Here is a 21,906-nt window from a genome sequence, read left to right as displayed (position 1 = left end):
TTGGGTTGGGGCGGTTCGGGGGTGGCTGGGGGTGGGGGCGCGGGTTCCTCGGCGCTGCGCCGGGGCAGCACAAAATCGAAGGAGAGATCGCCCTCGGCATCGAGGCGGTGGCTCTGGGGGAAGACCTCTTGATGAAACAGCAAATCGCGGTGGGAGAGCTCCTCAGTCATCTGGTCGGCCTGGAGCTTGGCCAGCGCCTCATCCTCCTCTTTGCTAAAGGGTGAGGTGCGGAATGAGCCGGTGTCGTCGAAGCCAGGGAAAATCTGCGGGGCGGCAGATGTTGGCGCGATGGTCGGTGCGGGGGTGGACGTCGGTTCGGGTTCTTGGGGGCCGGCAAACAGCGGTTCGGGTTCGAGCGGTTTTGGCGACGAAACGGCGACCGGGTACGCCTGAAAAATCGTCCGGCACTCGGGATTGGCGCACCGTACCCTGCGCCCCTCGGGGGGAATCAATCCGTCGGGAACCGAAAAGGTGGTTTGGCATTGAGTGCAGGTGATGTTCATGGGCTGCGATGAGATTCTCGGTGGCGGATCATCCCGGTTATGGGGGGATGACCTCGGGACGAAGCGGTCCCCATTGGGCGGGATCGCCGTTGCGGATCGCCTCGATCCAGTTCTGGATCTCTTGCACATGCTCCGGGTGACCCAGGTGGGTGTCGATCTTGGCGATACGTTCTAGCACCGCAATGGTGCCGGCACGGTCGAGCAGCCACAGCCGAACCCGTAGAGCCCGGATTAAAGTTTCGCGTGCCTGCTGCCAACGATCCAGCACAACCTCGGCGTCGCTCCATTCGGTCAAGGTGGCGGCGATGCCGGGACGATACAAACCGCCACGATAGTGCTCCAGCGCCAAGGCGAAATCGGCCAACGCCGTCTCAGCCTCCCCTTGCTTGAGATGCAGCCGTCCGTGCAACAGATCGAACCGGCCCAGCAGGCGGGGGTCGTCCGGTTTGTCGCCGTCGACCGCTTTGTTCAAGCGGGTCATCCACAGCTGGGCTTGATCGATGTCGTCGCCGTCGACCGCTAAAGAGGTACGGTCGAACAGGGCGCTCAGCTGGATCGGTTTCAAGCCCCCCTCGGGGCGGCCATCCTCCTTAAAATTGGGAAGCAAGGTGGCCAGCAGGGTTTGAGCCTGCTCGGCATCCCCTTGGCGGGCGGCCACGGCGGCACGCCCCAGCACGATCCTCTGTCCAACCTCCTCCAGCCCCTTTTCCCGGGCGACCGTTACCTGTGCCAGATCTAGATGCCGCTCGGCGGCGGTCAGGTTGCCCACCATGATCGAGGTCTGGGCCAGATTGAGGTTGGCCATCGCCATCCCCTCGGGCAGGTCGATGCTGCGGTAGACCGCCAGCCCCTTTTGGAACATCTCGGTGGCGGTCACCCAATCGCCGTTGGCGTAGGCCTGGGAACCCCGGCTCAGGTAGTAGTCGGCTTGGGAGAGCACCTCGGGTTTGGGGGGGGGCGCCTTGCCGCCGCAGGCGGTCAGCAGGGCAAGGGTCAGGAGCAGGGCCAAGCTCGGGATGGATCGCGGCTTATTCATTGAGCGGTTGAACCTCCAGCAGCCGGTTTTCTTTGGGCACCTCGATCACCGAGGAGACCGGCCAGGCCCGTTGCAGTCCCTGCAGAATGCGGTCGGTCGACTCCATAATCATGTTCATCTTGGTGATGAGCACCGGCATCTGCTGCAACTGGGGATTCACGGTGGCCATGGTGGTGTTGAGTTCGGCCACCAGTTTGTCGACGTGGGCGACCAGTTCGGGGAATTGATCGGTGGTTGCCTGGGCATCGCCCATGATGCCGTCGAGTTTAGGCCGCAGGGCGGCGACCTGTTCGTCGACCTTCTTCAGGGTCGCCTCGACGCTGGCGATCGAATCCTTGATCTGCGCCTCGACCTGGGGGTCGTTGAGCAGCGCTCCAGCCCCCCCCTTGCCCTGGGCCATCTGCTCGGTGAGGGTGTGGACGTTGTCGGTGGTGCCGGCCACGTTGTGCAGGGTCTGCTCGATGTCCTCGGGGTGGATCGCGTGAACGATGGCGGCAACGTCGCTGATGGTCTGTTCCAGTTTGACGAGCACTGGGGTCAGGGTTTTTTCCACGTTGGCGATGATGTCGTCGATGGAGACCGCCTCCTCCACTTCGAGCACCGTGTTTTCCGACACCATGTGCAGCGCCGCGTCGCCCAGAGAAATCTCAATGGTGGCATTGCCGATCAGCGACAGCTTGCCCAGGCTCGCCTTGGAGTTTTCACGAATCAAACCGTGGAAGCGCTCGTAGATCCGCATGACCACCCGGATGCGGTTGTCGGGGGTGATGTCGATCGACTTGACGTCGCCGACGTCGATGCCGGTGATCTTGACCTGGGTCTCGGGGGTGATCCCCTGGGCATTTTGGAAGAAGGCGACGACCTCGAAGGTGTCGTCAAAGAGGTGGGCGGTGCGACCGTTGACGAAGAGCACGGTGGCCAGCAGCAACAGGGCACCCAATACGAAGACACCCACCAGCCGCTCTTGGGTGGTGTAGGTCAGCCGGTGGCTGTAATGGACCTTGGGGCGGTTTTGTCCGCTGCTCATCGGGGTCGATCCTGGTCAAAATGGCCCGCCCCTGCCGTGGCTTCGGGCAGTTCGGGGTGAAGAAATATCTGAATTTCAGGGTCGGGATCGGCACTGAATTGATCCCAGGAGCCAAAGATTTTCAGCCCAGTGGAATGGGCAAACAAAATGATGTCGGCATGGCGCCGCACGAAGGACAGATTGTGGCTGCTGGCCACCAGGGTCAACCCCTCCTCCCGGACCAAGCGGATGAGGTGGCGCTCCAGCTGCGTCCGGGCTGCATTGTCGAGCGGAACAAAGGGTTCGTCGATGAACAGCACCCGAGGATTGAGAATCAAACAGCGGGCCAGCGCCAAGACCCGCCGTTGCAGCTCCGACATAAAACCGGGCAGCAGAGTCAGGTCGCCGCTCCAGCCTAGACGGTCAATCAATTTGCGGGCCCGCTCCTCGATCATCGCAGGGGTTCCCATTTGGTGGTACAGGGCGGGGAGGGTGACGTTGACCAGCCCGTTGACCACCGACAACAGCGGGGTGTGCGAGAGGATGAACCCCACCTCTTGGCGTAGCCCCTGCCACTCGAACTCCTCAAGGGTCCAGACGTCGCGCCCCAGCAGGGTTAGGTCGCCCTGGGCCGGATCGTCCACCCCCCCCAGCAGCCGCATCCAGGTGGTTTTGCCGTTGCCGTTGGGGCCGACCATTCCGACCACCGCGTGGCAGGGGACGCTCAGGTTGAGAGGGCTTGGCTGCCACGGACAACCCTCGGGCACCCTGGGGATCAACCCGCGGGCCTCGATGGCAACGATGCGCAGTCGCTCTTGGCCAATCATGGGGTGATCACCGCGAAGAGGCCGTCGACGAAGAAAATCAATAAAAGCCCCCGGATGATCGCCTGTTGGGTCTGCTGCGGCACCTCGGTGGGGGAGCGCCCCACGCTCAGGCCGTGGTAACAGGCGGTGGTGGCGATGATGAGCCCGAAAAAGAGGTTTTTAACGCTGAAAAAAATCAGTCCCACCGGATCGAAGGCCAGCCAAATATCGCGCAGGTAGCTCAAATACTTGATGTTGAACAGCAGGGCTGCCGAGGCGAGCCCCCCGATCACCGAGATCGCCGAGAAATAAACCGCCAATACCAAGTGGGAGACCGCAGCCCCGATCAGCCGGGGGGTGACGAAGAAGTGGTTGACGTTGATCGCCAGCAGTTCGAGCCCCTCGACCTCGCCGTGGAGTTTCATGTTGCCCAGATCGACGGTGATCGCCGAGCCGGAGCGTCCCATCAACACCAAGGCGGTCATGATCGGGGCGATTTCGTTGACCACCACCGACGACAGAATGATGTCGATGTCCTCTTTCGAGCCGAAGACCTCGATCCAGGTGACCAGCTGAGTGACGATCGAAACCCCGAACAGAAATGCCAGCAGGGTGATGGCGGGCAGGGCGTCGATGCCGGTGAAGATCAGTTGAGTGACCAGACTGCGGTAGGTGGCCCGATTGAGCAGACTGACCCGTCCGTGCCAATCGCGAAAAGCACGCACGACGAAGACGGTCAGATCGATAATGTAATAGGAGGGCTGGATCAGCCCCCGCCCCAAAGGGCCGACCCAGTTGGGAATCAGATCGCTTAGGTGACGGGCCATGATGGGCTCAGGGGGCGATCAGGCGGTAGAGCAGGGAGCGTTGTTCGTCCCAGCGATCCAGCGGTAGCTCTTTGAAATTGCTCGACGAAAACCGCAGCGCCCGACCGACGATCAAGTCGACCCAGATGCGGGCCAGGGTGGTGGCCGAGGCGGCGGGATTCAGGGTGCCGGCCAGCTGCCCCTGCTGAATCAGGTTTTTCAGCCCTGCCTGCAAACGCTCGCTCATCAGCGCCGAGCGGGGGGCCGACTCGGGGGCCTCGCGGCGCAGCAACTCGGCGTCGAGCAGCCGGGCGATTCCCTTGTTCTGGTCGACGAAACGCAGGGTGAATTCCATAAATCGGACCAGCGCCACATCGGCGGCGTCGCTTTTCTTCAACTGTTCAAGCGCCCCTAACAGGCTTTGCTCCATGAAGTCCATCAACCCCTCGAAGATTTCCCCCTTACCCTTGAAGTGGCGATAGATCGCAGCCTCGGAGACCCCCACCTCTTTAGCGAGCAGGGCGGTGGTGATCCGGTCGACCTTGGGGCTTTCGAGCAGCTCGACCACCTTGGTCAAAATGTCGTCGCGTCGGCTGCGGCGGCCGCCGCTTGAGGGTTCGCTCACGGTTCCAACTCCTGTGGTGCGCTGAGGCCGATTAGGCCGGGGGAAAACGGTTTCCATTGCGCCGGGGCGGTGCTCCTGCTCTGGCGGCGAAAGGGCCAACCAAGCCAGGAATGATGCGGGGTAGAGCATAGATGTCGGGGATCCAGCGGTCGACCCAGGGGGGTAGGATGGGGCGGCCCCGGTTCGGGGCAACCCAGACCGTCTTGATCCCCAACTGTTTGGCACTCTTCAGGTTGGCCAAGCTATCTTCGACCATGATTTTAGGCCCCCCCGGAAGCCCCGCCAACAGCTGCGAAAGCGCCTGGCGATGCGGCTTGGGCTCGTAGTTCAGGGTTTCGATCGAGACGATCCCCGTAAAGCGGTTGGTGACCCCAAGTCGGTGCAGCACCCGCCGGGCGTGCCCCATCGAGGCGTTGGTGTAGAGCACCCTGGCCCCCGGCAACCGATTCAAGACGGCCCGCAGCCGACCGTCGGGGGTGAGTTCATCCAGGGGGATGTCGTGCACGGCGTGTAAGAAATCGTCGGGATCGACCCGATGGTGGCGCATCAGCCCCTTGAGGGTCGTGCCATACCGCACCCAGTAACGCTGGCGCAGCGCATTGGCTGCCGCCGCGTCCAAACTCAGCAGCGCCATGATGTAGGCGGTCATCTTGCGATCCATGGCGGGGAAGACGTCGCGGTGGGCTGAGTAGAGGGTGTTGTCCAGGTCGATCAACCACACCGGTTGGGGGGGGAGGCAGCGGTGGAGCCCCGTGGCGCGATTCACCGGCTGTAGCGCTCCTGGTCTTCGCCCCAGGGGTCTGCGTTGTTGTGGTAACCGCGTACCTCCCAAAAGCCGGGATGGTCGACCTCGGTTAAGGTCAGGCGGTTGACCCACTTGGCGCTTTTCCAAGCCCAGCGTTTGGGCACGACCAGCCGTAGCGGGCCGCCGTGTTCGGCGGTCAGGGGCTGACCCTCCCAGTGGTGGGCGACCAGCACGTCGTCGTCCAGCGCTACCGGCAGCGGTAGGTTGGTGGAGTAGCCGTCCAGGGAGTGGGCGATCAAAAAGGCGGCCTTGGGGGTAGGACGGGCCAGAGCGAGCAAATCCTGGAGCAGAATTCCCCCCCAGCGGTTGTCGAGCCGCGACCAGGTGGTGACGCAGTGAAAATCGGCAACGACGTCGGTTTGGGTCAGGGCGAGCAGTTCAGCCCAGGTTAGCGACAAGGGGCGTTCGACCGCGCCGTCGATCTCAAGATGGAATGGGTCGAGATCAACGTTTGGGACCACACCGAGATCGAGCACCGGAAAATTAAAGACCTGCCGCTGCCCCACCGGTAGGCGGGGGTGGCCGGGGGGGTGAGTCGGGATGCGCCGCTCCTGGGCGATACGCTCTTTGGCAGCAATCCGTTTGGGGTCGAAGGTATCGCTCACGGGTGCTCCTCCGGGGTTGGACGGTCACCCCTGGGTGGGGTCGAGTCCTTCGGCCAACATGATCTCTTGCCAGCTGCCGTCGTTTTTCGGGACGAAAGGGTGGATGTCGAAATCGCGCCCGATGTAGTCGAAGGCTTGGCCGCGAATGCTGCGGTAGATCTGCACGGTGACGGCAAAAGGGACATCCCGGGGGCAGGTCAGGGTGTGGACGGTGTTTTCCCGGTCGGTCAGATAGGTGGTGTCGCCCGCCTCTAAGGTGAAGGCGTCGGTCACCCGGGCGTTGGCCCGCAGTTCGTTGTAAATCTTGATGTCGATCCTTCCAGCCAGACATTTGATGATCCCCACCGATCCGGCGTGGGAATGGATGGGGGAGTGATGCCCCGCAGGCCAGACCTCCACCAGCGCCGGGCTCATGACCTGCTTGCCGTAGGCGTCGATACGCAGGTAGGTCATTTGAGGGTCGCGATGGTTGAACTGTTCTTTGATCTTGTCGGCCAGCCGCTGCGCCAAGAGCCCATCATCTAGGCTGTGGGCCAAAGCTTGGTATTCCCGATCGGTTAGAGCGAGGTCGGAGATGGCGGCCAGCACCATGTCGACCGTCTGACGCTTCTGGCTTTCGCTCAAAGGGGGGCGCCACTCAGGACCCAGGGCGTCGATGGCCTGACGCAGTTCGTGGATCCGCTCGGCAATGGGTAACGACATGGGGTGGCCTCGTCAGATGAAAAAGGTCAATGCCCCTTCGCTGCGGGCCTCCGAAAGGAAGGAGACCGCACCGGAGTCGGCATCCACCCCCTCGATCAGTTCGTCCTTGCCGATGCCCAGCAATACCATCGCCATCTCGCAGGCGGTGATTTTGACCCCTAGCTCCAGGCAGATCTCCAGCAGTTCATCCAGCTGCGCCGTCCCCTTGCGCTCGACCAACGCCTTGAGGTCGCCCCCATTGAAGGCGGCAAGGCGGGGATCGGACAGGGGCAGATCCTCAAGTCCGGGGCGGTTGAGGTGGCGTAGCGCCTGCTCCAAATCGGCCTCGCCGGACGGCGCCAAGGGCTCGACGCCGGGACGCCGCACCGCATTGAGTCCCCAAAAGGTGGCGAAGATCGACACCCGCATCCCAATGGCGGCTCCCGCCGAGGCCAACACGAAGGCAAACAAAATACGGTCGTAGGAGCCCGAAAAGAGGACAAGGGAGAGGCGCTGGACCTGTTGGCTCATGGGTTGATCCGGATGGGGGCGATGGAGGGTAGGGAAGATGGCGCTGGGAGGGATTATCGTTACCATCATGAAATCGCGCCACCCGGCGTCGATGCTGTAGGAAAAAATGCCGGCATGAAGCCGTACCGTCCTCCCGCTTGGGTGGGCATCGCTCAAGGTTGTTCCCTCGATGATGAGGTGAACCCTGCTGCCCTGAGAATGACATGCCGCGACACCCCGTTTTGGTTTTGCAGCACAGCCACGCCGAGTTTCTGGCCCAGTGGGAAGTCCCCTTCGAAACCTTAGGAATAGGATTCGATTACTGCCGCCCCTATGTGGGCGATGCGGTCCCCTTGTTGCCGCAGGGGCACCGCCTGGTGATCTCGCTGGGGGGGCCGATGGGGCCACGCCACCGCGACGAGGTGGCCCACCTGAAGGGTGAGGAGCGTTTCCTGCGCATCGCCCTGCGCGAGGGGGTTACCGTGGTGGGGATTGAACTTGGGGGGCAGCTGCTCGCCACCGGCCACGGGGGTCGGGTTGAGCCTTGCGATCCCTTTTGCACCCTGACCAAGGCGCACCCCACCGAGGCGGGACTCGTCGACCCCCTGCTTGCCGGGCTGAGTGAACCCTTCCCGGTGCTGCGCTGGCAGACCGACCGGGTGACGCTGCCCGCCGATGCGGTGGTGCTGGCGGTCGATCCCCAGGGTGAACCCTTGATTGCCCGCATCGGCGCCAAGGGCTATGCACTATGGTTTCATCCCCAGGTCAAAAGCGCCCTGCTCGAAGACATGGTGATGGAGTACGGCGATTTCGTCCCGACCGATCCACTGGTCTGCATCGAGGCGGCCCGTGGGCATGCCCAGGCGCTCGGCGCGGCGGGGCAGAGGCTGGCAATCAATGTGCTGCGTTTGTCGGGCTTGCTCGACGTTTAATCTGCTTTATGAAGCGGTCTTGACCGCCCGGGCTTGATTTTTAGGAGCGTTTGTTTCCATGAGTGCCGATTCGTCCCAGTTGTTCGAGCGTGCCCGTCGCGTCATCCCCGGTGGGGTCAATTCCCCGGTTCGGGCCTTCCGGGCGGTGGGGGGGCATCCCCCCTTCATCCAAAGCGCCAGTGGTCCCTTCATTACCGACGTGAGTGGCAAGCGGTACCTTGACTACGTTGGTTCTTGGGGACCGATGATCCTGGGTCATGCCCACCCCGAGGTTCTCAAGGCGGTGTGCGACGTGGCCCAGGGGGGGACCTCCTTCGGCGCCCCCACCGAGGCCGAGATTCGCCTGGCCGAGATGGTGGTCGATTTGGTGCCCAGCGTAGAGATGGTGCGCATGGTCAGTTCGGGGACCGAGGCGACCATGAGCGCCATCCGGCTTGCCCGGGCCGCCACCAAGCGTGACGACATCATCAAGTTCGACGGCGGTTATCACGGCCATTCCGACGGCCTGTTGGTCAAGGCCGGTTCCGGCGCCGCCACCTTTGGCGAGCCCGATTCCCCCGGCGTCCCCGCCGACTACGCCCGCCACACGATCACCTTACCCTACAACGACGGCTCCGCGGTCGATGCCTATCTTGAGCAAAACGGGCACAACGTCGCGGCGATCATCGTCGAGCCGGTGGCAGGCAACATGGGCTGCGTCCCCCCGATCCCCGGTTACCTGGAGCGGCTGCGCGAGGCTTGCACCCGTCACGGCGTGGTCTTGATTTTCGACGAGGTGATGACCGGCTTCCGAGTCGCCCTGGGGGGTGCCCAGGCCCACTACGGGGTCACCCCCGATTTGACCACCATGGGTAAGGTGATCGGCGGCGGTCTGCCGGTGGGTGCCTTTGGCGGCAAGCGCGAACTGATGGAGCTGATCTCCCCCGCCGGTCCGGTTTATCAGGCGGGCACTTTGTCGGGAAACCCTCTGGCGATGGCGGCGGGGATCAAAACCCTGGAGTTGATCTCGGTCCCCGGCTTCTTCGAGGAGTTGAGCGCCAAGGTCGCTTTCCTGGTCGATGGGATTGTCGGCATCGCCGCCAAGGCCGATGTGGCGATTGCCGCCAGCAGGGTGGGGGGAATGTTCGGCCTCTTCTTCCGGGAGGGACCAGTGCACAACTTCGCCCAGGCCCAGGGGAGCGATCTGACCCGCTTCAACGCCTGGTTTCAGGGGATGCTGGCTCGCGGTCAATACCTGGCCCCCTCCCAATTCGAGGCCGGATTCGTCTCGGCAGCCCACACCCAGGCCCATCTAGAACAAACCCTGGCGGCGGCGACCGAGGTGTTGAGCGGTTTGAAGTAATGGGACTGCTGCGTATTTTGATTGCGGGGCTGCTGCTCGTATTGATCTGGCGGGCGTTTTTGACGGTTCGGGACTGGTGGCGGCAACCGCAGTTGCCCGATGAGACCGAATCTGAGCAGGGGGTGAATCCCTTACTCCCTTGCAGCAAGTGTGGCACCTATCTACCCAAGGAGGGGCTCGACCCCGATGGGCACTGCGTCCGCTGTCGTGATGGTGGTACGACGGATCGAGATGAACCGTTGTAGGGTTGGCGTGTGATTGACTGCACGACTTTGAGGCTCCAGGTGGTAGGCGGAGCAGACCCTGCCTAAGCTTGCTTTGGGCAGTTGACGATTTTCCCAACGATTCATGCGACGCAGCCCTTTTGCGTCAACCACACAAAGAGGAGAAGCGACGATGAAACACTGGCAAATTTTTGGGGGGGCGACGGCGGCGTCGCTGCTCCTGCTGGCCGGATGCAACAGCATTCAAGGGCTCGATTCCGGAGCCAAAGATAGCGATCAGTCCAGGGAATATCAGAATCGCCTGAACCTCGATCAGGGCAACTACGACGCCATCCTCAACGCCCCTCTCGGCTCGGTGAATCCCCTCGATTATGCGGCGGCGGCGATGGGGGCGGCGGGGATCGACACCCAGACCATGCTTGATCTTGTGACCGCCGGTCCTTCCGGAACTGCCAATTCGACGGCGTTGAGCGGTTTGAGCTTCAGTGCGAGTCCTGCCGACGCCCAGAATCTGAGCAATGCGGTCACCCAACTGAATCAGGCGCTGCAAGCCGATCCCAACAACACCCAACTGCAAGCCCAGGCGGCCTTCGCCTCGATGGTGTTGCTCGGCTCGGTGGTGGCTCAGGTGACCGGTTCTTCGCAACCGACGCCCGCCGATATCAATAACGCTTTTACTGCCAATGCCAATCCCAACATTTCTGTGGGGGGTAATTCCGTTTCGGCGACGGTGCTGGCTTCGCAGGCCATCGCCGGGATGATCAACGGCGCCGGCGCTTTGGCGGGCAGTACCTCCATGGTTGACTCGCTGGCCCAGTCGATCGATCCGACGGTGCCCGATATGGCCACCCTGCGCGCCAACATCGCGGCGACCCCCTGCACTCCCATCGCCGATCCGGCCAATCCAGGTCAAACGATTCCCTGTGGCAGCTCGGCCGGGGTTACCCAGGCCAACATCAGTGCTTACCTGACCGCCTCCAACGTCAACGCCTATGCCAACACCCAGGGCGGTTTTGCCGGCATGATGGGTCAATAAGGGGGAATGACCATGAAACGTATTCTGACCGCGAGCACTACCGCCCTCTTGGTGTTGGCCGCCGCCTCTGTCCAGGCCGCCCCCGTCAATTACGAGTACTACCACCTCTACGACTCCCCCCGGGTTTCGGCCATGGGTGGGACCGGCGTGGCGGTGGGGGAGGAATCCGATGCCCTCTGGACCAACCCCGCCAACCTGGCCGAGCAGCCGATGCAGCTCGAATTGATCAACCCCTTGGTCGAGGTGAACGACAACCTCAAATTGTTCGCCAATGACCTGAACAATGCGGCGAACAATCCCGATCCCAACCTGAGGACTACCGAAACCACCAAGGTGGTGATCGCCCATCAAGGGGAATTGCTGCATCTGCGTGCCGCTGTCACCCCCACCGTTGCCTGGGATAACTTCGCCGTGGCCGCCATTGGCAAAGCCCAAGTCGACGCCATGGTCCACAATCCCTTCTCTTCGGCGGGCGCCGTGGAGATCAATTCCAGTCTCGATGCCGGTGCCATTGTGGGCGCCTCGTTTGAGCTAACCGACGGCCTTCGGCTGGGTGTGGCGGGTAAGTTCTTGCAACGGCAGTGGTTGCACGAAGCGGTGACCATGGCGCAGTTGTCGGATCCCAACTACGACTGGAGCCCCGGAACCACGAGTGAGACCGTCACCGACAGCGCTTTCGATGTGGGGCTTGCCTACAAGCTGCCCTTCCTCACGGCGCTGAATCCCAAGGTTGCCGTTTCTGCCATGAACATCACCAACCTCTTTGACGATCAAACCCGCAAGATCCCTATGACCGTCAATGCCGGGGTCTCCATCCACCCCGAATCGTGGGCTGCCGATCTGGTACTGGCCGCCGATTACGAAGACATCACCAACGGCTATGGCGACACCTCGATTGCCAAGCGGCTCCACCTCGGTGCCGAGCTGGGCTTGATGGGGCGTCATCTGCTGCTGCGCGGCGGTTTGAACGGTGGTTACCCCACTGCGGGCGCCGAGGTTCGTTTCTGGATCATGACCGTGGCGGCGACCTACTATCAGACCGAGCTGGGCGGCTATGCCGGGCAGCAGGTCGATACCCGTTACATGGTGCAGGCGACTCTAGGCTGGAAGTAAAAACCCAGCGGTTTGTAAGCAGGCAAAAAAAGGGCGGTGGATCTCCACCGCCCTTTTTCTTTGGGGATTTGCGACCGGGGTTAACCTGAGATGTCGATTTTTTTGGGCGCGGCCTTTTCGATCTTGGGCAGGGTCAGCTCCAGGGTGCCGTCGCTCATCGCCGCCTTGATCTGGTCGGCATCGACGCTGTCGGGCAGCGAAAACGAGCGTGAAAAACTGCCGTAGCGCCGCTCCAGGCGGTGGACGTTGTGCTCCTCGCTCTCTTGCTCAAAGCGCCGCTCCCCCTTGATGGTCAGCAGGCCATGGTTGACCTCGACGTGGATGTCCTCCTTCTTGACCCCCGGTAGGTCGGCCTGGATGACGATCGCCTCCTTCTTCTCCACAATGTCGACCGAAGGGGACCAGGAATCTTGATCGAGCCCCTCGCCCTGTCGGGGGTCGAGCTCGCCGAACAGGCGGCCTAGGCTGGTTTGCATCTGCTGTAGTTCACGGAACGGATCGAAGCGGACTAGGGACATGGGTGTTTCTCCTTTCCATTTGAGCCTTCGAGGCGGGATGTCTCGCGCACAATGCACAACGCCCCCATGTAAGGGAGCGCATTTCTCCGTCAAGGTATGGGTATATGGCTGGCGATACGTTTGGATCGATATTCCGGGTAAGTACGGCGGGCGAAAGCCACGGCGCCGGCCTGCTGGCCATCGTCGAGGGGTGCCCCCCCGGCCTGCCGCTCAGCGAGGCCGACCTGCAAGGCGACCTCGACCGCCGCCGTCCTGGCCAATCCAAACTCACCACCCAGCGCCAAGAGGGTGATCAAGTCGAGATCCTCTCTGGGGTGTTCGAGGGCAGGACCACTGGCACCCCCATAGGTTTACTCATCCGCAATACCGACCAGCGCAGCAAGGATTACGGCAACCTCAGTGAGACCTTCCGGCCCGGCCATGCCGATTGGGGGTACTGGCACAAATATGGGATCCGCGACCATCGCGGCGGCGGGCGCTCCTCGGCTCGGGAGACCGCCATGCGGGTCGCTGCCGGGGCGATTGCCAAGAAATTCCTCGGTCAGTATGGGGTGGCGATTCACGCCTGGGTCAGCGCCATCGGCGCCGCCCGCATCGCCCAAGTCGACCTGAATCGGATCGGCCAAAACCCTCTGTTTTGCCCCGACGAAAACGCCGTGGCCGCCATGACCGCCGAGGTCGAAGCGGCCCGCAATGCGGGTGATTCTATCGGCGCCGAGTTGCAGGTGCTGGCGACCGGAATGCCGGTGGGGTTGGGGGAGCCGGTATTCGACCGACTCGATGCCGACATCGCCAAGGCGCTGATGGGGATCAACGCAGTCAAGGGGGTCGAGATCGGGGATGGGTTTGGCGTGGTCGGGCAGCGCGGTTCTCAACACGGCGATGAAATCACCCCCGAAGGATTCGTCGGTAACCATGCCGGAGGGGTGCTCGGGGGGATTTCCTCGGGGCAGGATTTGCTTGCCCGTCTGGCCATTAAACCGACCTCCTCGATTGCCATCCCCCGCCGCTCCATCGACAAGCAAGGCCATCCCATCGAGGTTGTCACCCACGGCCGCCACGATCCCTGCGTGGGGATCCGCGCCGTCCCCATCGCCGAGGCGATGGTGGCGCTGGTGTTGATGGATCACTGGTTGCGCCACCGCGCCCAGACCGGGCGCGACCCGCAATCGTTGGCGGCGACCTTGGCGGGGATGGGGGGGGGATAGTCTTCCGTCACTGGGCTGCCCACGGTTGAGTCCACCACTGAAACCGTGGACAGCCTTGCGGACGACCCCGTCAAAACCTACCCCAGCACCTGCCGCACATACCGCTCCACAATCTGCCGAAACTGCATCATCGAATGCACATCGATCCATTCGTTGTCCCCGTGCAGCCCCCCCAGTTCGGGGCGGGCCATGACCACCGGGATCCCCTGCCGGGTGAAGAACCGCCCGTCGGAGCCGCCGTGTTCCGAAACAAAGCGCACCTCGCGGCCGATCACCTCCTGGGCAATGGCCTGAAACCGGGTATCGGGCTCGGTTTCGAGCGGTTCGGCGGCGATCTCGACATTGAAGCTCCCCCCCTCCTTGGCCGCCTCCTCCTCGATCAGTTCAAGCAACGAACTGGCATGCCACTGCGCCGGATGGCGGATGTCGACGGTTGCCTCGGCGTGGCCTGGGATTCGGTTGAAGGCATGGTTGGCGGTGGCGATGACGTTGACCGACAGGGTCGGGTGCCAGTGTTGCTCGGCCCCCTGCGCCAGCGCCTCGAAGCGTGTGGTGAGGCGGTGGATGATCTGCACCAGGCGGTGGATGGCGTTGTCCCCCTGCCAGGGTCGGGAGCTGTGGCCCCGCACCCCGTGGGTGGTGAGTTTGCCGTTGATGACCCCTTTTTCGCGCACCACGATCTCGTCGATCCGCCCCGAATCGGGAATCAAAGCGACCTCGCAGCGCACCCCCTGTTTTTCGAGCAGCCACTGTACCCCGTGCTCCCCGCCCGACTCCTCGTCGCTGGTGATCATCAGCCCCAGGGGGTAGGGGCGCTCGCTCAGCAGCAGGCGAAACAGCTCGGCCAAAATCGCCACCTGCCCCTTCATGTCGCCCGCGCCGCGCCCGTAGAGCCGACCGTCGCGCACCACCGGGAAGAACTGCTCCTCCCGCCCCTCGACCACATCGACATGCCCCACCAGCATCACCGCCACCATTCGGTTGCCCGCAGGGTGGGCCACGAAACAGGGTCTGCCTTCGACCATGTAGTCGTCGATCTCGACCCCGGCAACCTCTTCGATATGGCTGCGCACCAACCGCACCGCATGGGCCAGCCCCTGGGGGTTTCCCTCGATGGAGGGGATCAGAATCAGGGCTTTGGCCAACTCTAAAATACGGGAGTCGCTTTCATTCATAACGCAGCCTGTGGTGTAAACGACGAGCCAGTTCATCGGCCAGCTGAAGGCATTCGTGGGAGGTCGGGGCCATGAAGAGCATCTGCCCCTTGATGAGCTTGCCCCCATCGCCGTGAATCAGGTTTTCGGGGATCACCCCTCGCTCCCCCCCCGGTTTGAACATCAAGCCGCTGTCGTGCAGCGCTGCAATCAGGGCGGCGGCGTTTTGGCCAGGAGCCAGCAGCACATTGCGCAGCATCCATCCCCCCCCCGGCAGCAGACGGCGGGCCAGCAACGAGGGGTAGGTGGCGCCGGTGACCCGGGCGTTGATTTCGCAAATTTTGACCTCCCAGTTCGACCCCCGCTGCACCACCAGAAAATCGATACTGCCGGGGCCGCGGTACCCCTGGCTGTGGAGCCAAGCGACCAGGGGGCGGCTGTATTCGACCAGTGCGGCGGCGACCTCGGAGGTGGGCAGATCGACCGGAGGGGCGATGTTTCCTTCGTGGATGGCCCGTTCGCGCAGGATCTGCCCGGTCAGGTCGTACAGGCAGACCGAATCGTCCTGGGCGATGAAGAACTGCACGCTGGGGGAGGTGACCTCATCGATGCCGTCGACCCCCGGTGCCAGCCACCCTTCAAGCAGGGCGGGGCCGTGTTCGAACAGATGGGGCGGGTCGGGCAGTGGATCGCCCCCCTCCAGGTCGACCGGCCAAAAGCCGAACCCCGAGGCGCCGATGGCGGCCCGCAGCGCCGCCCGCCGGTATCCCATCCCCCGCAGTTGGATCCCCATGCGGGCGACATCCTCAAGGTTGTGCACCAACCCCCCATCGAAGCGGGGCAGCCCCTGGGATTCAAGGAACAGTCGCAGTCTGCTTTTGTCGTTGGCGTGGCGGCTGGCGATGCAGGTGGTCGCCGGACGCAGCCCGAAGTGGTGCCCCAACCGCTCCAACTCGGCGTCGGCGACAAAACCGTCGATCCAGAAACCGGGCTGGATGCCCGCCTGGGGGAGAAGATCGGGGCGGGAGGCCAGCCCCTGCTCGAAAGTGGAGGCCTGCTCCGGTTCGATCACCTCGAAGCGGGGCAGGCTTAGGGCCAGGTGCCCCCCCAGGAGATCGAGCAAAGGGGGGTCGGGAATCTGCTCCAGCAACAGTAGGTTGGGCCCCTGGGGGTAGAGCAGATCGACGATGGGTAGCAACCGCCCCCCGTAGCCGAAGAACCCCGAAACCCGCCCCATCAACTCGCGGGTGCGGGAGCCGTCGCCATAGAAGATGGCGTACAGGTTGCCCAAATACAGGGCGCCGCCGCGATGTAGGGGGGGCATGCGGCGGTGGTCGCTGACGATGTCGATGGCGCTCGGATTCATCGGAGCTTGGACCGGTAGATGTTGTTGGAATCGGAAGGGGACATTCCGCGTCGCCTCGCCTGCCCATGCAGCAAAAAACACAGAGGAGCCTTTGACGATGGCCGCGCCGCCTTATTGATCTTCGGCAGTATCGGTTAGACTTCCCGCGCCGGATCGTTCGGCTCGGTCCCATCACTCAAGAGGATGCACCATCGACATGAAGCGCATACTACTTTTTCTCGCCACCAACCTGGCCATCGTCATCGTTCTGTCGATCACCATGCAGCTGCTGGGGGTCGAGCCTTACCTGAATCAAAACGGCTTGAACCTGCAATCGTTGCTGATCTTCTCGTTCATCTTCGGCATGGGGGGCTCCTTCATTTCGCTGGCGATCTCCAAGTGGAGCGCCAAGCGGATGACCGGCGCCGTCGTCATCGAACAACCCCAAAACGAGGCCGAGGCCTGGCTGGTGCGCACCGTGCAGCGCCAGGCGCAGCAGGCGGGGATCGGCATGCCCGAGGTCGCTATCTACGACGCCCCCGATCCCAACGCCTTTGCCACCGGCATGAGCCGCAACAGCTCCCTGGTGGCGGTCAGCACCGGGCTGCTGCGCTCGATGGACAAAGAGGCGGTCGAGGCGGTGTTGGCCCACGAAATCAGCCACATCGCCAATGGCGACATGGTCACCCTGACCCTGATCCAGGGGGTGGTGAACACCTTCGTGATCTTCTTCTCGCGGGTGATCGGCAACTTCGTCGACAAGGTGATCTTCAAAAACGAGCGAGGACAGGGGGCCGCCTTTTGGGTGACCACCATCCTGGCCGAAATCGTTTTGGGCATCCTCGCCTCGATCATCGTCATGTGGTTTTCGCGTCAGCGGGAATTCCGGGCCGATGCCGGTTCCGCCCGGCTGGTCGGAGCGCCCAAGATGGTCGCCGCCCTGCAAGCGTTGCAACGCGCCCATGAGCCCGCCATGCCCAACCAGATGACGGCGATGGGAATTTCGGGCAAGCGGAGCAGCCGCTTCGGCCACCTCTTTTTAAGCCACCCCCCGCTGGAGGAGCGCATCGCCGCTTTGCGCGGCCAGGGCGCCGCTCCCCGCCAGCCCACCGTCCAGCAGACCCCCAAGTCGGGCCCCTGGGGCGAGACCCGCTAATCCTTTGAAACATCGACCGGCCCGGAGCGATCCGGGCCGGTTTTTTGTCTGTTGAATCATGGAGTTCATGTGTCCAACCCGATCCGTCCCGTCCGCGGCACCTTCGACATTCTTCCCCCCGACATTGGCCGCTGGCAGGTTTTGGAGGAGCGGGTGCGCAACCAGTTGGGGCGGGCCGGCTTCTCCGAATGGCGCACCCCCATCCTCGAATCGACCGACTTGTTCAAGCGCTCCATCGGCGACACCACCGACATCGTCAGCAAAGAGATGTACACCCTGACCACCGAAAGCGGGGAGTCGCTGACCCTGCGTCCCGAGGGGACCGCCGCAGTGGTGCGAGCGCTGCTTTCGAACCGTAGCGGGCAGTTGGTCGAGGAACGCATCTGCTACATGGGTCCCATGTTTCGCCACGAGCGGCCCCAGAAGGGGCGCTACCGGCAGTTTCATCAGGTCGGGGTCGAGTGGTTCGGACGTGAGGATGCCGCCGCCGACGTCGAACTGCTGACCATCGCCGTCGATCTGCTCGACGCCCTGGAGATCGGCGAGACGACATTGGAGGTCAACTCGGTGGGTTGCTCCGAGTGCCGTCCCACCTACCGCCAAGCGCTGCTCGACTTCCTCGCCCCCCGTCAGGCGCAGCTGTGCGAACACTGCCAGGAGCGCTACACCCGCAATCCGCTGCGGGTGCTCGACTGCAAAAACGAGGGGTGCCGGGCCATCGCCGCCGACGCCCCCAAGATTACCGATCACCTGTGCCCCACCTGCGACGCCCACTGGAAAGGGGTCGTCCATGGTTTGGAGCGGGCGGGGATCCCCTTCATTGCCAACGCCCGGTTGGTGCGCGGTTTGGATTACTACACCCGCACCGTCTTTGAGTTCGTCAGCAGCCAGCTCGGCGCCCAGAGCACGGTGCTGGCGGGGGGACGCTACGACGGTTTGGTGACTCAACTCGGCGGCCCCGCCACCCCGGCGGTCGGCTTTGCCGCCGGAATCGAGCGGCTGCTGCTGATTTCGTCCCTGGATGCTCCCGAGCGGGTGGTCGACGCCATCATCATCGCGGTGGGGGAGGAGCCCCGCGCCGAGGGGGTGCGGATTGCCCGGACTCTGCGCGGCGAGGGACTGACCGTCATGACCGCCCCCGATGGTTCGTTCAAACGGCAGATGAAACATGCCGACCGGGTCCAGGCCCAGATGGCGTTGATCCTCGGGGAGGAGGAGCTGGCCGCCGGAGAGGTCACCGTCAAGCCGATGCACGGCGATGTGCCGCAACACCGCATTTCGATTGCCGAGCTGCCCTTCATCATGGGCAGCGAGTAAGTGCCCTCGCCGGATCAGGCCCAGGCGGCCACCCCCATCCTCGCCCTGAACAACCTCACCGTCGCCCTGGGGGGCAGCGGTGGGGTTCGTCCGGTCGAGGGGGTCGACTTAAGCCTTGAGCCGGGGGAGCTGCTCTGCCTGGTCGGGGAATCGGGCTGCGGCAAGTCGATGACGGCGCTGGCCGCCATGGGGCTGCTTCCCGAAGGGGCCGTGGTCTCGGGCTCGATCCGCTTCGATGGGGTCGAGATGGTCGGGGCCGAGCACAAAACCTGGCGCAAAATCCGGGGCGACCGGATCGGCATGGTTTTTCAAGAGCCGATGACCGCCCTCAATCCGGTGCTGACCGTGGGTCGCCAAGTTGCCGAGGTGCTGGAGGTCCACCGCAAGCTGTCGCGCCGCGAGGCGATGAAAGAGGCGGTGCGCTGGCTCGACCGGGTCGGCATCGACCGCCCCGAAGAGCGGGCCCAGCAGTACCCTGGCGAGCTCTCGGGCGGTATGCGCCAACGGGTGCTGATCGCCGGCGCCATCGCCTGCAGCCCCCAACTGCTGATCGCCGACGAGCCGACCACCGCCCTCGACGTCACCATTCAGGCGCAGATCCTCGATTTGATCCGTCAGCTGCAACGCGAGGAGGCGATGGCGACCCTCTTCATCACCCACGATTTCGGGGTGGTGGCCGAGATGGCCGACCGGGTGGCGGTGATGTACGCAGGTCTCATCGTCGAATCGGGGCCGGTCGCCCAAATCTTCGACCGCCCGCTCCACCCCTACACCCGCGCCCTGCAAGCCTGCCATCCCCGCAGCGATGGAACCCTTGCCGAGGGGATTCCCGGCTCGGTCCCCCGTCCCGGCGAGGCCCCCGACGGCTGCCGCTTCCGCCCCCGTTGCCCCCATGCGGTGGTCGAGTGTGAAGACGGCATCCCCTGGCGCGAATACGACGGCGGCCAGGGGGTGCGCTGCATTCGGCCCGAGGCGTGGCTCGAAGAGGGGGGGGCGGCATGACGCAGACCAGCCCGCCGTTGTTGCAGGCCAAGGGGCTCAAAATCCGCTACCCGGTTCGCTCGGGGATGTGGGGGGCGACCGATTGGGTCGACGCCTTGGATGGGGTCGATTTGAGGGTCGAGAAGGGGCAAACGGTCGGGATCGTTGGGGAGTCGGGCAGCGGCAAATCGACCTTGGGCAGGGCGCTGGTCGCCTTGAGCCGGGTCGACGGCGGTTCGATCCACTTCGACGGGGTTGAGATCGTCGGCAAAAAAGAAAAAGAGCTGCGCGACTTTCGCCGCCGGGTTGGCATGGTGTTTCAAGATCCCTTCGCCTCGTTCAACCCCCGCATCAAGGTGGGAGAGGCGGTGGGGGAGGCGCTGCGCAACTTTCTGCCGCAGCTCGACGCCGCCGGGCGGGCCAAGTGGGTCGCCAAGTGGTTGGAGCGGGTGGGGCTCGAAGCCCGGGATATGGGGCGATACCCCCACCAGTTCAGCGGTGGTCAGCGCCAGCGCATCGCCATCGCCCGCGCCCTGATTATGGGGCCCGACCTGGTGGTGGCCGACGAGCCGGTCTCGGCGCTGGATGTCTCGGTGCAGGCCTCGATTTTGAATCTGTGGCGGGAGTTGACCCGGTCGATGGAGATGGCCTCGGTCTTCATTACCCACGATTTGCGGGTGGTGGCGACCATCGCCGACCGCATCGTGGTGCTCTACCGCGGAAGGGTGATGGAGCAGGGACCGACCCGCGCCCTCTTCGCCACGCCGCGCCACCCCTACACCCACCTGCTGCGCGAGGCGACCCCCGCCGAGCACCCCTCACTGCGCCACCCCCCCATCCCCGACCGCCCCACCTTTGACCCCCCCTCGGCAGGGGGCTGCCCCTTCCAGCCCCGCTGCCCCCGCGCCAGCGAGGCCTGCTTGGTGGCGCCCGCGCTGACGAGGATGGGGACCGAGCACGAGGCGGCCTGCCACCATCCGCTGGAGGGGTGAGGCGGTCAAAAGGGGCAAGGTAAGAGCGGCTCACGCGAAGGACGCGAAGACAATCAAGGCAAGAAAGCCGTGTTGAGTGGGTCCGTCGACCGTTGTCCACGACGTCCACGGGTCTGTCCACTGTGTCCACCAACAACATCAAAGGCGGCTCACCCCAGCCGCGAAGGAAGCGCTGATTAAATACGCTTCCGAGCGACCCAGGGATGGGCCGCCAAAATCAGGTAAGTAGGAGGCGACCCCGTCGCCGAAGCTCGTCTGATTTTATAAGCCAAGCAAAAACGACGTCGCCTCAAGGCGCCTACTTTTGGTTTTTGCGTAGCGTGCTGATTCAAGGCAGAAGCCTTTAATCAGCGTTTCCCTAAGTCGCCGAAGCTCTGCTGCGCGTCGCCGGCAAGGATGCCGGAGGTAGAGCACTGCCTGGAGCGAGTGCCGTGAGCCGTCTTCGTTTTTTTTAGAGCGTCGAGCCAACCATGAAACCCTGGATCGCCATCTCCGCCTGCCTGCTCGGCGAACCGGTACGCTACGACGGCAACGCCAAGCCGAGCGCTGCGGTGCAAAAACTGGCCGAGTCCTTCGCGGTGGCGCTGGTCTGCCCCGAGGTCGAGGCGGGGCTGGGGGTGCCGCGTCCGCCGGTGCGCTTGGTGGCGGGCAAACGACTGCCCAAGGCGGTGGGGGTCGACGATCCCGGCCTCGATGTCACCGAAGTGCTGGTCGATCACGCCATCGCCTGGCTGCTCAATCACGAGCAGATCGACGGGGTGGTCTTCAAGGCCCGCTCCCCGAGCTGCGGTTTGGGCTCCACCCCGGTGTTGGACGGCGACGGCAAGGCGACGCTCGGTTCGGGGCTCTTCGCCCGCACCCTGATGCGCCAGCGCCCCTGGCTGCCCGCCAGCGACGAAGAGGGGCTGAGCGATCCGGCGGCGGCCGACCGTTTCGCCAAGCGGGTGTGGGCCGCCTATCGGCTGCGCACCGAGCTGGCCGCCGATTGCACCCCCGACCGCCTGCTCGAATTCCATACCCGGCACAAGCCCCAGTTTTTGGCCCATGCCCCCGAGCGCTGCGCAGACTTGGATGCCGTAGTCGCGGGTGGGATCACCTTCGTCGATTACCGCCGCCGCTTCATGGCGATCCTAGGAGTCTGTCGGGCTTGAGCGTCCGTAGCGAGCCGAGTGGGGAATCGAGGCCAAATTTTCACGGTTTTGAGG

The 21,906-nt window shown here is 63.8% G+C and carries 23 protein-coding genes and 1 pseudogene; 11 read left to right on the top strand and 13 right to left on the bottom strand.

Translation table 11 applies throughout. The annotated features are described in order from the left end of the window. From AUJ55_08785 to AUJ55_08740, 10 genes and pseudogenes are all read right to left on the bottom strand, one after another. Nucleotides 1-503, bottom strand: a pseudogene (locus AUJ55_08785) (hypothetical protein). A gap of 37 nt (nt 504-540) precedes the next feature. Continuing rightward, nucleotides 541-1,539, bottom strand: coding sequence for a hypothetical protein (locus tag AUJ55_08780; GenBank protein ID OIO56347.1), 999 nt, complete (start codon nt 1,537-1,539; stop codon nt 541-543). Further along, entirely contained in the window at nt 1,532-2,566 is a 1,035-nt protein-coding gene (locus tag AUJ55_08775) for a hypothetical protein (GenBank protein ID OIO56346.1), read from the bottom strand. The genes AUJ55_08780 and AUJ55_08775 overlap by 8 nt, the downstream gene beginning before the upstream one ends. Continuing rightward, complete coding sequence (locus tag AUJ55_08770; protein OIO56345.1) at nt 2,563-3,372, bottom strand: hypothetical protein; 810 nt, start codon at nt 3,370-3,372, stop codon at nt 2,563-2,565. The genes AUJ55_08775 and AUJ55_08770 overlap by 4 nt, the downstream gene beginning before the upstream one ends. Continuing rightward, nucleotides 3,369-4,178: a hypothetical protein gene (locus tag AUJ55_08765; protein ID OIO56344.1), complete on the bottom strand. Its 810-nt coding sequence runs from the start codon at nt 4,176-4,178 to the stop codon at nt 3,369-3,371. The genes AUJ55_08770 and AUJ55_08765 overlap by 4 nt, the downstream gene beginning before the upstream one ends. A 7-nt stretch (nt 4,179-4,185) precedes the next feature. Next, nucleotides 4,186-4,782 (bottom strand): hypothetical protein, encoded by a 597-nt coding sequence (locus AUJ55_08760; GenBank protein ID OIO56343.1) that lies wholly within the window; start codon nt 4,780-4,782, stop codon nt 4,186-4,188. Nucleotides 4,783-4,813: 31 nt separating this feature from the next. Further along, nucleotides 4,814-5,548: a pyrimidine 5'-nucleotidase gene (locus tag AUJ55_08755; GenBank protein ID OIO56342.1), complete on the bottom strand. Its 735-nt coding sequence runs from the start codon at nt 5,546-5,548 to the stop codon at nt 4,814-4,816. Next, complete coding sequence (locus AUJ55_08750; protein ID OIO56341.1) at nt 5,545-6,192, bottom strand: hypothetical protein; 648 nt, start codon at nt 6,190-6,192, stop codon at nt 5,545-5,547. The genes AUJ55_08755 and AUJ55_08750 overlap by 4 nt, the downstream gene beginning before the upstream one ends. Before the next feature lie 24 nt (nt 6,193-6,216). Beyond that, entirely contained in the window at nt 6,217-6,894 is a 678-nt protein-coding gene (locus AUJ55_08745; GenBank protein ID OIO56340.1) for a hypothetical protein, read from the bottom strand. A gap of 12 nt (nt 6,895-6,906) precedes the next feature. Continuing rightward, nucleotides 6,907-7,560: a hypothetical protein gene (locus AUJ55_08740; GenBank protein OIO56339.1), complete on the bottom strand. Its 654-nt coding sequence runs from the start codon at nt 7,558-7,560 to the stop codon at nt 6,907-6,909. A gap of 47 nt (nt 7,561-7,607) precedes the next feature. Between AUJ55_08740 and AUJ55_08735 the strand changes: the two genes are divergently transcribed. The 5 genes from AUJ55_08735 (at nt 7,608) to AUJ55_08715 (ending at nt 12,030) form a co-directional block, all read left to right on the top strand. Beyond that, nucleotides 7,608-8,315, top strand: coding sequence for a hypothetical protein (locus AUJ55_08735; GenBank protein OIO56338.1), 708 nt, complete (start codon nt 7,608-7,610; stop codon nt 8,313-8,315). A 58-nt stretch (nt 8,316-8,373) separates the two neighbouring features. Further along, entirely contained in the window at nt 8,374-9,657 is a 1,284-nt protein-coding gene (locus AUJ55_08730) for a glutamate-1-semialdehyde-2,1-aminomutase (GenBank protein OIO56337.1), read from the top strand. Next, a complete protein-coding gene (locus AUJ55_08725) occupies nt 9,657-9,902 on the top strand; it encodes a hypothetical protein (GenBank protein ID OIO56336.1) in 246 nt (81 codons plus the stop codon). Before AUJ55_08730 ends, AUJ55_08725 begins: the two co-directional genes overlap by 1 nt. Nucleotides 9,903-10,053: 151 nt before the next feature. Then, a complete protein-coding gene (locus AUJ55_08720; GenBank protein OIO56335.1) occupies nt 10,054-10,917 on the top strand; it encodes a hypothetical protein in 864 nt (287 codons plus the stop codon). 6 nt (nt 10,918-10,923) lie between these two features. After that, entirely contained in the window at nt 10,924-12,030 is a 1,107-nt protein-coding gene (locus tag AUJ55_08715) for a hypothetical protein (GenBank protein ID OIO56334.1), read from the top strand. Between the two features lie 80 nt (nt 12,031-12,110). On the opposite strand, the gene AUJ55_08710 is transcribed toward AUJ55_08715, so the two are convergent. After that, the gene (locus AUJ55_08710; GenBank protein OIO56333.1) at nt 12,111-12,548 is read right to left on the bottom strand and encodes a hypothetical protein; all 438 of its coding nucleotides are present in this window, start codon (nt 12,546-12,548) and stop codon (nt 12,111-12,113) included. Between the two features lie 104 nt (nt 12,549-12,652). On the opposite strand from AUJ55_08710, the gene AUJ55_08705 reads away from it, so the two are divergent. Then, nucleotides 12,653-13,756, top strand: a complete 1,104-nt coding sequence (locus AUJ55_08705) for a chorismate synthase (protein OIO56332.1) — start codon at nt 12,653-12,655, stop codon at nt 13,754-13,756. A gap of 77 nt (nt 13,757-13,833) precedes the next feature. On the opposite strand, the gene AUJ55_08700 is transcribed toward AUJ55_08705, so the two are convergent. Further along, a complete protein-coding gene (locus AUJ55_08700; protein OIO56331.1) occupies nt 13,834-14,931 on the bottom strand; it encodes a hypothetical protein in 1,098 nt (365 codons plus the stop codon). After that, complete coding sequence (locus tag AUJ55_08695; GenBank protein ID OIO56330.1) at nt 14,924-16,276, bottom strand: hypothetical protein; 1,353 nt, start codon at nt 16,274-16,276, stop codon at nt 14,924-14,926. The genes AUJ55_08700 and AUJ55_08695 overlap by 8 nt, the downstream gene beginning before the upstream one ends. Nucleotides 16,277-16,472: 196 nt before the next feature. On the opposite strand from AUJ55_08695, the gene AUJ55_08690 reads away from it, so the two are divergent. From AUJ55_08690 to AUJ55_08670, 5 genes are all read left to right on the top strand, one after another. Further along, nucleotides 16,473-17,411 (top strand): zinc metalloprotease HtpX, encoded by a 939-nt coding sequence (locus AUJ55_08690; GenBank protein OIO56329.1) that lies wholly within the window; start codon nt 16,473-16,475, stop codon nt 17,409-17,411. 69 nt (nt 17,412-17,480) lie between these two features. Next, the gene (locus AUJ55_08685) at nt 17,481-18,728 is read left to right on the top strand and encodes a histidine--tRNA ligase (GenBank protein ID OIO56328.1); all 1,248 of its coding nucleotides are present in this window, start codon (nt 17,481-17,483) and stop codon (nt 18,726-18,728) included. After that, a complete protein-coding gene (locus AUJ55_08680; protein OIO56327.1) occupies nt 18,729-19,730 on the top strand; it encodes a hypothetical protein in 1,002 nt (333 codons plus the stop codon). Next, nucleotides 19,727-20,701: a hypothetical protein gene (locus AUJ55_08675; GenBank protein ID OIO56326.1), complete on the top strand. Its 975-nt coding sequence runs from the start codon at nt 19,727-19,729 to the stop codon at nt 20,699-20,701. The genes AUJ55_08680 and AUJ55_08675 overlap by 4 nt, the downstream gene beginning before the upstream one ends. 470 nt (nt 20,702-21,171) lie before the next feature. Next, a complete protein-coding gene (locus AUJ55_08670; GenBank protein ID OIO56325.1) occupies nt 21,172-21,852 on the top strand; it encodes a hypothetical protein in 681 nt (226 codons plus the stop codon). Nucleotides 21,853-21,906 lie beyond the last annotated feature (54 nt).

The organism is Proteobacteria bacterium CG1_02_64_396, from assembly GCA_001872725.1.
Taxonomy (GTDB): domain Bacteria; phylum Pseudomonadota; class MNWR01; order CG1-02-64-396; family CG1-02-64-396; genus CG1-02-64-396.
The sequence above is the reverse complement of the archived record's forward strand: the minus strand, read 5'-3'. Positions and strand labels throughout refer to the sequence as shown.

What these genes read in the sequence shown, in the direction of transcription:
- AUJ55_08730 (OIO56337.1), top strand. Translation starts at nt 8,374, where the DNA reads ATGAGTGCCGATTCGTCCCAGTTGTTCGAGCGTGCCCGTCGCGTCATC.
- AUJ55_08775 (OIO56346.1), bottom strand. Translation starts at nt 2,566, where the DNA reads ATGAGCAGCGGACAAAACCGCCCCAAGGTCCATTACAGCCACCGGCTG.
- AUJ55_08725 (OIO56336.1), top strand. Translation starts at nt 9,657, where the DNA reads ATGGGACTGCTGCGTATTTTGATTGCGGGGCTGCTGCTCGTATTGATC.
- AUJ55_08710 (OIO56333.1), bottom strand. Translation starts at nt 12,548, where the DNA reads ATGTCCCTAGTCCGCTTCGATCCGTTCCGTGAACTACAGCAGATGCAA.
- AUJ55_08700 (OIO56331.1), bottom strand. Translation starts at nt 14,931, where the DNA reads ATGAATGAAAGCGACTCCCGTATTTTAGAGTTGGCCAAAGCCCTGATT.
- AUJ55_08675 (OIO56326.1), top strand. Translation starts at nt 19,727, where the DNA reads ATGACGCAGACCAGCCCGCCGTTGTTGCAGGCCAAGGGGCTCAAAATC.
- AUJ55_08720 (OIO56335.1), top strand. Translation starts at nt 10,054, where the DNA reads ATGAAACACTGGCAAATTTTTGGGGGGGCGACGGCGGCGTCGCTGCTC.
- AUJ55_08705 (OIO56332.1), top strand. Translation starts at nt 12,653, where the DNA reads ATGGCTGGCGATACGTTTGGATCGATATTCCGGGTAAGTACGGCGGGC.
- AUJ55_08695 (OIO56330.1), bottom strand. Translation starts at nt 16,276, where the DNA reads ATGAATCCGAGCGCCATCGACATCGTCAGCGACCACCGCCGCATGCCC.
- AUJ55_08765 (OIO56344.1), bottom strand. Translation starts at nt 4,178, where the DNA reads ATGGCCCGTCACCTAAGCGATCTGATTCCCAACTGGGTCGGCCCTTTG.
- AUJ55_08715 (OIO56334.1), top strand. Translation starts at nt 10,924, where the DNA reads ATGACCATGAAACGTATTCTGACCGCGAGCACTACCGCCCTCTTGGTG.
- AUJ55_08770 (OIO56345.1), bottom strand. Translation starts at nt 3,372, where the DNA reads ATGATTGGCCAAGAGCGACTGCGCATCGTTGCCATCGAGGCCCGCGGG.
- AUJ55_08780 (OIO56347.1), bottom strand. Translation starts at nt 1,539, where the DNA reads ATGAATAAGCCGCGATCCATCCCGAGCTTGGCCCTGCTCCTGACCCTT.
- AUJ55_08690 (OIO56329.1), top strand. Translation starts at nt 16,473, where the DNA reads ATGAAGCGCATACTACTTTTTCTCGCCACCAACCTGGCCATCGTCATC.
- AUJ55_08745 (OIO56340.1), bottom strand. Translation starts at nt 6,894, where the DNA reads ATGTCGTTACCCATTGCCGAGCGGATCCACGAACTGCGTCAGGCCATC.
- AUJ55_08735 (OIO56338.1), top strand. Translation starts at nt 7,608, where the DNA reads ATGCCGCGACACCCCGTTTTGGTTTTGCAGCACAGCCACGCCGAGTTT.
- AUJ55_08670 (OIO56325.1), top strand. Translation starts at nt 21,172, where the DNA reads ATGAAACCCTGGATCGCCATCTCCGCCTGCCTGCTCGGCGAACCGGTA.